General features: G+C 66.3%; 8 protein-coding genes. 4 read left to right on the top strand and 4 right to left on the bottom strand.

What is annotated here, in order from left to right:
* On the bottom strand, positions 1–355 hold a 355-nt coding region (locus tag A5727_RS13240; RefSeq protein ID WP_157521367.1), incomplete at its 3' end, for a DUF222 domain-containing protein.
* Between the two features lie 377 nt (positions 356–732).
* On the opposite strand from A5727_RS13240, the gene A5727_RS28145 reads away from it, so the two are divergent.
* Entirely contained in the window at positions 733–2,928 is a 2,196-nt protein-coding gene (locus A5727_RS28145) for a cytochrome P450 (RefSeq protein WP_082949782.1), read from the top strand.
* Between the two features lie 280 nt (positions 2,929–3,208).
* Here A5727_RS28145 and A5727_RS13230 read toward each other — a convergent pair whose 3' ends face one another.
* Positions 3,209–4,009: a helix-turn-helix domain-containing protein gene (locus A5727_RS13230; protein WP_068249761.1), complete on the bottom strand. Its 801-nt coding sequence runs from the start codon at positions 4,007–4,009 to the stop codon at positions 3,209–3,211.
* A 154-nt stretch (positions 4,010–4,163) separates the two neighbouring features.
* Between A5727_RS13230 and A5727_RS13225 the strand changes: the two genes are divergently transcribed.
* Both A5727_RS13225 and A5727_RS28140 read left to right on the top strand, forming a co-directional pair.
* Complete coding sequence (locus A5727_RS13225; RefSeq protein WP_231992064.1) at positions 4,164–4,631, top strand: hypothetical protein; 468 nt, start codon at positions 4,164–4,166, stop codon at positions 4,629–4,631.
* A gap of 199 nt (positions 4,632–4,830) precedes the next feature.
* Complete coding sequence (locus A5727_RS28140; protein WP_231992063.1) at positions 4,831–5,013, top strand: hypothetical protein; 183 nt, start codon at positions 4,831–4,833, stop codon at positions 5,011–5,013.
* Between the two features lie 24 nt (positions 5,014–5,037).
* Here the strand turns inward: A5727_RS28140 and A5727_RS13215 are convergent, their stop codons facing one another.
* Together A5727_RS13215 and A5727_RS13210 are read right to left on the bottom strand one after the other, a co-directional pair.
* On the bottom strand, positions 5,038–5,412 hold the full coding sequence (locus A5727_RS13215) for a hypothetical protein (RefSeq protein WP_068249733.1): 375 nt from the start codon (positions 5,410–5,412) through the stop codon (positions 5,038–5,040).
* Complete coding sequence (locus tag A5727_RS13210; RefSeq protein WP_231992062.1) at positions 5,409–6,236, bottom strand: hypothetical protein; 828 nt, start codon at positions 6,234–6,236, stop codon at positions 5,409–5,411. Before A5727_RS13210 ends, A5727_RS13215 begins: the two co-directional genes overlap by 4 nt.
* Before the next feature lie 176 nt (positions 6,237–6,412).
* Between A5727_RS13210 and A5727_RS13205 the strand changes: the two genes are divergently transcribed.
* The gene (locus A5727_RS13205) at positions 6,413–6,607 is read left to right on the top strand and encodes a hypothetical protein (RefSeq protein WP_068249730.1); all 195 of its coding nucleotides are present in this window, start codon (positions 6,413–6,415) and stop codon (positions 6,605–6,607) included.
* The last annotated feature ends 62 nt before the right edge of the window (positions 6,608–6,669 follow it).

Raw genomic sequence — 6,669 nt, 5'->3', positions numbered from 1 at the left:
TGTTCGGCAGCACCGGTTCCAGCACCTCGCCGGTCATCGCCCGTCGTGGTCCCAGGACTTCGGCGTCGGCGACGCGTTGGCGGGCCTCCTCGGCCGGGATCCGCAGCCGGTGCGTCAGGACCTTGGCGACCGTGTCCCCACCCAACTCGTCGGGCCCGCACTCCTGCAGCCGGGTGATGAGTTTGTGGTCGACGGCCGCATCAGCCCAGGCCAACTTCTGGCGGACGTCCAGGACGTGGAGGACCTCGGTGGCGGTGAGTCCGTCGACCGGCAGCGCGGCGAGTCTCTCCTGCGCGGCGGCGACGTCGGCAAGGGCGTTGAGCACGTCCTCGCCAGTCGCCAGAGCCGGAGTCATACCCGAACACTAGTTCGACCCACCGACAGAAATCATCGCGATGTGACAGGAGAAACCTAAGGGGCAAAAGAAAATTCAGGTGGCCGAGTGGCCGGAGTGACACGTACTGATCCAGGCCCCGAGGCGCGTCGTGTCTGCGATGAAACATAGTCGCGGAGTCGCAGAGACGCGAAGTCACGGAGTCGCCGAATGCGGAGTCGCGGAAGCACAGCGCGGATCGCCCGATAAAACTCACTGTGCCTCATCGGACCGCCCGGCGCAGTGGAGCTCGTCCTGGCACCCCCGAGACTAGGAACAGTTCACCCTGGTTATGCGGGCAGACGGCCGACACGCTTGTTTGGGTACGTTCCGATCCCGACCTAGGCAGGCCCGAAAACATGCTGACTCTTGACAACTCATTCATCCAGGACCCGCATGTGGTCTACGAGCGGATGCGCCGGCAGGGCCCTGCCGAGCCGGTGTTGATGTGGGGCGGGGCCCGGGTCTGGTTGGTGACTCGGTATGACGAGGCCCGCGCCCTCCTCGCTGACCCCAGGCTTAAGAAAGACGGGCCGACGGCAACTCGGCTGCTCCCGCCCAGTGCGGACCGCTCCATCGGGTCCGTTCTGGGCAACAACATGCTGTTCAGGGATCCGCCGGACCACACTCGTCTCCGCCGCTTCGTCTCCGCGGCGTTCACCGCCCAGGCCGTCAAAAGCCTGCGCCCGCGCATCGTGCGGATCGCCGACGAACTGCTCGACGACATCGCCGTCCAAGGCGACGTCGACCTCATGCGCGCCTATGCCCAACCCCTCCCGGTCCGCGTGATCGGCGAACTGCTCGGCGTGCCTCCCAGCGCGCGAGACGAATTCATGTCCCTCGTCACTCCGATCTTCACCAGCGACGATCAGGATCAGCTGAGCACTGTGCGTGCCGGACTGACCGCGCTGCTGCGGACGATTGTCGCGGCCAAACGCGGCACCCCACGCGACGACATACTGAGCAAGCTGGTCCATCAGCGTGATCACGGTGACCGACTGTCGGAGGAGGAACTGCTGGGCACCGCGTTCCTGCTCATCATCGCGGGATACGACACCACGGTGAACCTGATCGGTAACGGCGTCCTGACGCTGCTGCGGAACCCGGACCAATTGCGCGCCGTGCGTGCCGACCGATCGCTGCTGCCGGCTGCCGTGGAGGAGATTCTGCGCTACGAGAGCCCACTCAACACCGCCACAGTGCGTTTCACCACCGATCCGATACCCCTGGGCGACATCGTGATTCCCGCGGGCGAAGTGGTGTTGATCGGTCTGCTCGGCGCCAATCGCGATGAGCGGCGCTTCGATGACCCCCATCTGTTCGACGTGTCGCGACCGGACAACCGGCACCTCGCGTTCGGACACGGAATCCACCACTGCTTGGGTGCGCCGCTGGCCAGGATGGAGGGCGAGATCGCGCTCGACCGACTGCTGTCCCGCTACGACGACATCCGGCTGGCGTCCGCAGGCCCCCTCACGTACCGTCCGAGCACGTTGATGCGAAGCCTGCAGGAGCTTCCGGTCACCATGCGGGCCACGAATCCGACGCCGGTCACGGACGCGGATCGCGACCAGATGATGGCTATGGTGACCGGGTTTTGGGTGACCCAGATCGTCTGTGCCGCTGCGACGTTCAATCTGGCAGACCACTTGACTGCCGGCATCGACACGCCCCATGCGATTGCCGAACTCGAGGCCATAGATCCGGAGGCCACTGGGCGCCTGTTTCGGGCCTGCGCGTCACTTGGTCTGGTGACGTCCTCCGACGGTGTGCACTTCACTGGTACGCCACTGCTGAACACCCTGCTCAAAGGTGACCCAAAATCGCTGCGCGGCATGGCCCTCGCCCAAGCCGCTCCTGGTCACTGGTTGCCTTGGGGGCGGTTTTCGGAGGCTGTCCGCAGCGGAGACAGGCAGACGAAAGCGGCGCTCGGGGTCCACACAGTCTTCGATTACTACGCGACGCGTCCTGACGAGGCGGCCGCGTTCACCGAGGCTATGTCCAACCTCAGTGCGCCCGAGGCTGTCGAGATCGCGAAGATGGTCAACACCGACGGCGTGCACCGGGCCCTGGACATCGGCGGTGCGGACGGCGAAGTGATCCGGGCGATGATGCGGGCCAACCCCGCCCTGCGCGGTGGCGTCTTCGATCTGCCGCATGTCGTGCCCGACGCACAGGAGGCCGCCCGCCGGGACGGGCTGCAGGACCGCTTCACCTCGATCGGGGGCGACTTCTTCGACTCCGTCCCGCCCGCTGACCTGTACGTGCTCAAGTACGTGCTGCACGACTGGGACGACGACGCGAGCATCCGCATCCTGAAGAACTGCCGGGCGTCGCTGCGGGAGGCGGGGCGCATCATCGTCGTCGATCACGCTGTCGGAGAACTGGGCGATCCGGGCCTGGCGCCGATCATGGATATGAACATGCTCGTCATGACAGGTGGGCGGGAGCGCGACATCGCTGAGTTCGACGCTCTCTTCGAGTCGGCGGGACTTCGCCGTACCGCCGTCGGCCGAGTCGGCGCATTCGCGGTCATCGAGACCGTGGCGATCTGACGCCGCCTAAGCTGCCCCGAAACTGCTTGCACGGCTGGTCCTCTCGCCAATCCACAGCCTGCACAGCAGTTTCGGGGCTCTGTCATGTCTGTGGCCGGCTGGATTGGTGCTGGTAGTTTTTCGACCTGGTTGCGCGCCGAGCAGGCTGTGACGATGGAATGGTGCCCAACCGAATGAATTCTGACGACGGATTATTCTGGCGCTCAATTATTTCCATGATCACCACTACCACGCTGGTGGCGGTGGCGATGACCGTCCTGGCGATGTCGGTCTGACGGAGTCAGGCCTGATCCCTCAGCCGGTTGAGCCCGTCCACCGATGGGGTTCCGGGCTGGGCCCAGTAGACCACCATGGTGTTCTGGGTTCCGCGCAGGGTCAGATGCTGGAAGTACAGGTCGAGCGGTCCGGCGATGGGGTGGTTGAGCAGCAGCAGTCCGCTGGCGTGGCCCTTGACGTCGTATTCCGCCCACAGGGTGCGGAACCGTTCACTGCTGGTGTTCAGTTGGTCGATCAGGGCGTGCAACCTCGGATCGGGATGGTCGCCGACGAACGACCTCAACCACCGCACTGCCCATGCCGTCAAACCGTTCCAATTGCGGTAGAACTCACGCGAGCCGGGGTCAAGGAACAGGCTGCGCAGGGGGCTCGATCCGGGGGCGAAGCTCGGCGAGAGGGCCGCGGCGAGAGGGTTCGTCAGAATGACGGTCGTACTGACGTCGTGGATGTGGGCGGGACTGTGCGTCCAGCCGTCGAGGAGGTCCTGCAGGGCGGGGTGCACCTGCCGATTCGGCCGTGGCACAAGAGAGTTGTCGGTCGCCAGATTGCACATGTGGGCGGCTTGGTCGGGCGTCAGCCGCATCGCTCTGGCCAACGCGTTGAGCACCTGATCCGACGGCCGTTCCCGGCCCTGCTCTATCCGGTGGTAGTAGTCGGTGCTGATTCCCGCCAGCATCGCCACCTCTTCGCGGCGCAAACCCGACACCCGGCGACGGCTGCCGCGAGGCAGGCCGACATCGTCGGGTTGGATCTTGCCGCGGCATGTGCGGAGGAACTCCGCCAGCGGATCGGCCCCCTTCGGCACGATCACAGTGTATTCACAGGATGGCCGTATTGCACCTAGGAGAATCTCTGCCTTCTCCCTCGAGCCCACCGCGCGTTGACTGGTTCTGTTGCAGTCGGCCGTCATCGACGCCCTGATGCAAGGTCCAAAATCAGTTATTCGAAGGAAGATTCACATGCCCACTCAATCGCTGGTCCCGCCCGACGGCCGCCGGGCCGTCCGCACTGCTGACGAAGTCTCGTGGCGCGATCGGCTGATGGTGCGGCTGTTCGCCGGTCGCTTCGACGAGACCCTGGCGTTTGGATGCACTGTGGCGCCGGGGACCGCACTGAGTCTGCACGCGGCGCGTCTCACCTCAGATCGTGAGCGCTGTGTCGTCGTCCGGACACTGCGCCGGGTGTCTGTACAAGCGCGTCAATCCCGCCCCGTCCAGTCGGCGACAGTTGCGGTGCATCGCGCCAATGTCATTGCAGCCGAGGATGCAATCGACGCGGTGGTCCAGCGACTGCGTTCACCGCTGCCGGTCAGCGCGATGGGTATGGCCCGGCTGCGCCGCCTGCTCACCGACGGGACGGGTCCGATGTACGCCGGCGGCAGGGGCGATCTCGACGGTCGGCTGCGTGCGGCGCTGTCTGAGTTGTAAGGCGCGGATCGCCGGCGGAGAGGGCGGAGCCGGCGTCATGAATTCGTTTCATTGATCTTCGGCGCCACACCGGCCGCTCGATCTAGTGTCTGGCCGCATGGGGGTGTTGACAACAGTGTTGATCGGGGTGGCTCTGAGCGTTGGTGCTGGACCGCTGTCTGCCGCTGAAACAAACGAGGCGACGTGGACACGTCCGCCGATGTCGCAGCAGGGGGAGTGCGACTCGAACTATTCGGGCTGTGTCCCGGTGGCCAGCGATGTGGACTGCGCAGGCGGCAGCGGCAATGGGCCGGAATATGTCGCGGGTCCCATCAGCGTGATCGGCGACGACATCTACGAATTGGACCGGGACGGCGACGGAGTCGCCTGCGACAACCAGTGAGTGGCGGTCACGACATCCGAGCGGCTACTGCGCGTTGCGCTCCGACGAATAAAGCGTCGCGTCGTCGTGCACGAGTGCGACATGGTCGCCGACGTTCACGGTCACGACGTTCTCCTCCACAAACGGGATGTTGAGGAGACCATGGAAGTCGTCGGTCCTGACGAAGGTGTGCGCGCGTGCGAACAGCGGGTGCACGTCGAACACCCGGACCCGCAGCGCCTCCCGGCTGAGTCTTCCGAGCTCCCTTCCGGATTCCGGATCGGTGATCACCTGACCAGAATCGGTGTGCACCGCGAACACCATCCCCGGTGTCACGCCCGCCTCGGCGCCCCGGTTGAGGACCAGCGTGTAATCGTCCTCGATCAGCGCGACCTGTCCTGTGATGGCCTGACCGCTCATGATGCCGCCAGGGAATTGCTCTCCCGCAGAGGCGATGTCGAACCAACGCGGATCCGCGGCCGCAGCGCACGGTCGTCGGAGGCCTGCGCCAGATCGACTGGATTCGCGGAGTCGTTCTCGGTTCCCAACGTCAGCTCAACGGCGGTCTTGGCCTGGAAGAGGGCGATCAGGGCCTGCTGGTGCCGTTCGCTGCCCATCGAGGTGAGGGCCACGGCGAGTTTCTTGTCCACGTACTCCACTGAGCGCTGGAGGTCCGAGGCGATCGGACTGACAACGCTGGTGTCGGCCCGCTGCGCCGACGCGCCTGCGAGTCCGGCGTACCAACGGTGTCCGAGTACGCCCAGCGTGATCGAGCACAGCGGAACCACCACCACCGTGCAGATCAACCCGAAGGCGTTCTGCAGCGCGATCGAGCCGACGACACCCAGCAGCATGCCGACGCCCGTGACGACGAACAGTCGCAGCGCAGGCGGCACGGCCTCGATCGTCCGCCACATCTGGCGAGCCATGCGCACGCCGGCTCGGGCGAGGGCGGCGAGGACGCGTGCGAGCGCTGAGGCGGCTTTGATGCAGGCCCGGCCCATCTGGTCGGCCTGCTGGCGGGTGACCGGAGCCTTGGGCATCGACCACGTCCGCTTGTCCGCCGCGGCCGGCGCCGCCGCGGCCGGCGCCGCCGCATCAGGCGCCGCCGCGGCAACAGGCCCAGCCGCAGCAGCGGGCGCCTCACCTGGGTCCGCCTGCGACGTCACGGGCGCCGCCTCCGCCCGGACCTGAGCCTCGGCAGACTCGGTGGGCACCGTAGGCGCCGGGTCAACGTTGGTCACATTCGCACCATCGGTCACACCCGCATCATCTCTCGGAGGTGGTCAAATCGTCGTGCTGGCGCGCCGGGGCAGGCCAGGTTGTTGGAACCGCATGGCTGTCGCGAGGGCCGCCGGGGTGGACATTCCGCTGTCCGGGTATGTCGTCTCTGCCCTGGAAGCCGACAGGAGGTGCAGCCATGCCGCACAGGACGCTGGCCCTGCTCGGTGCGGCCTTCGCGGTGCTGGCCCTGATCGCCGGCGGCGCGCAACTCGCGGCGTTCATCGCCTCGGAGCGCCCGCGGCACCTGGTGCTCGCGGTCTTCGCGCTCGCTGTCGGGACGTCGGTGGGCGTCGCGGCGGTGTCCGCGCTGTGGCGGGCACGGCGCCGATGAGACCACCAGGGGCGCGGCGGCTGGACCTCTGAGCGATCCGACGCAGACGGCCAAAGTCGCGA

Source organism: Mycobacterium sp. ACS4331 (genome assembly GCF_001667265.1).
Lineage (GTDB): Bacteria > Actinomycetota > Actinomycetes > Mycobacteriales > Mycobacteriaceae > Mycobacterium.
This window is presented reverse-complemented; position numbering and strand designations above follow the sequence as displayed.

What these genes read in the sequence shown, in the direction of transcription:
- A5727_RS28145 (WP_082949782.1), top strand. Translation starts at nt 733, where the DNA reads ATGCTGACTCTTGACAACTCATTCATCCAGGACCCGCATGTGGTCTAC.
- A5727_RS13225 (WP_231992064.1), top strand. Translation starts at nt 4,164, where the DNA reads ATGCCCACTCAATCGCTGGTCCCGCCCGACGGCCGCCGGGCCGTCCGC.
- A5727_RS28140 (WP_231992063.1), top strand. Translation starts at nt 4,831, where the DNA reads ATGTCGCAGCAGGGGGAGTGCGACTCGAACTATTCGGGCTGTGTCCCG.
- A5727_RS13215 (WP_068249733.1), bottom strand. Translation starts at nt 5,412, where the DNA reads ATGAGCGGTCAGGCCATCACAGGACAGGTCGCGCTGATCGAGGACGAT.
- A5727_RS13205 (WP_068249730.1), top strand. Translation starts at nt 6,413, where the DNA reads ATGCCGCACAGGACGCTGGCCCTGCTCGGTGCGGCCTTCGCGGTGCTG.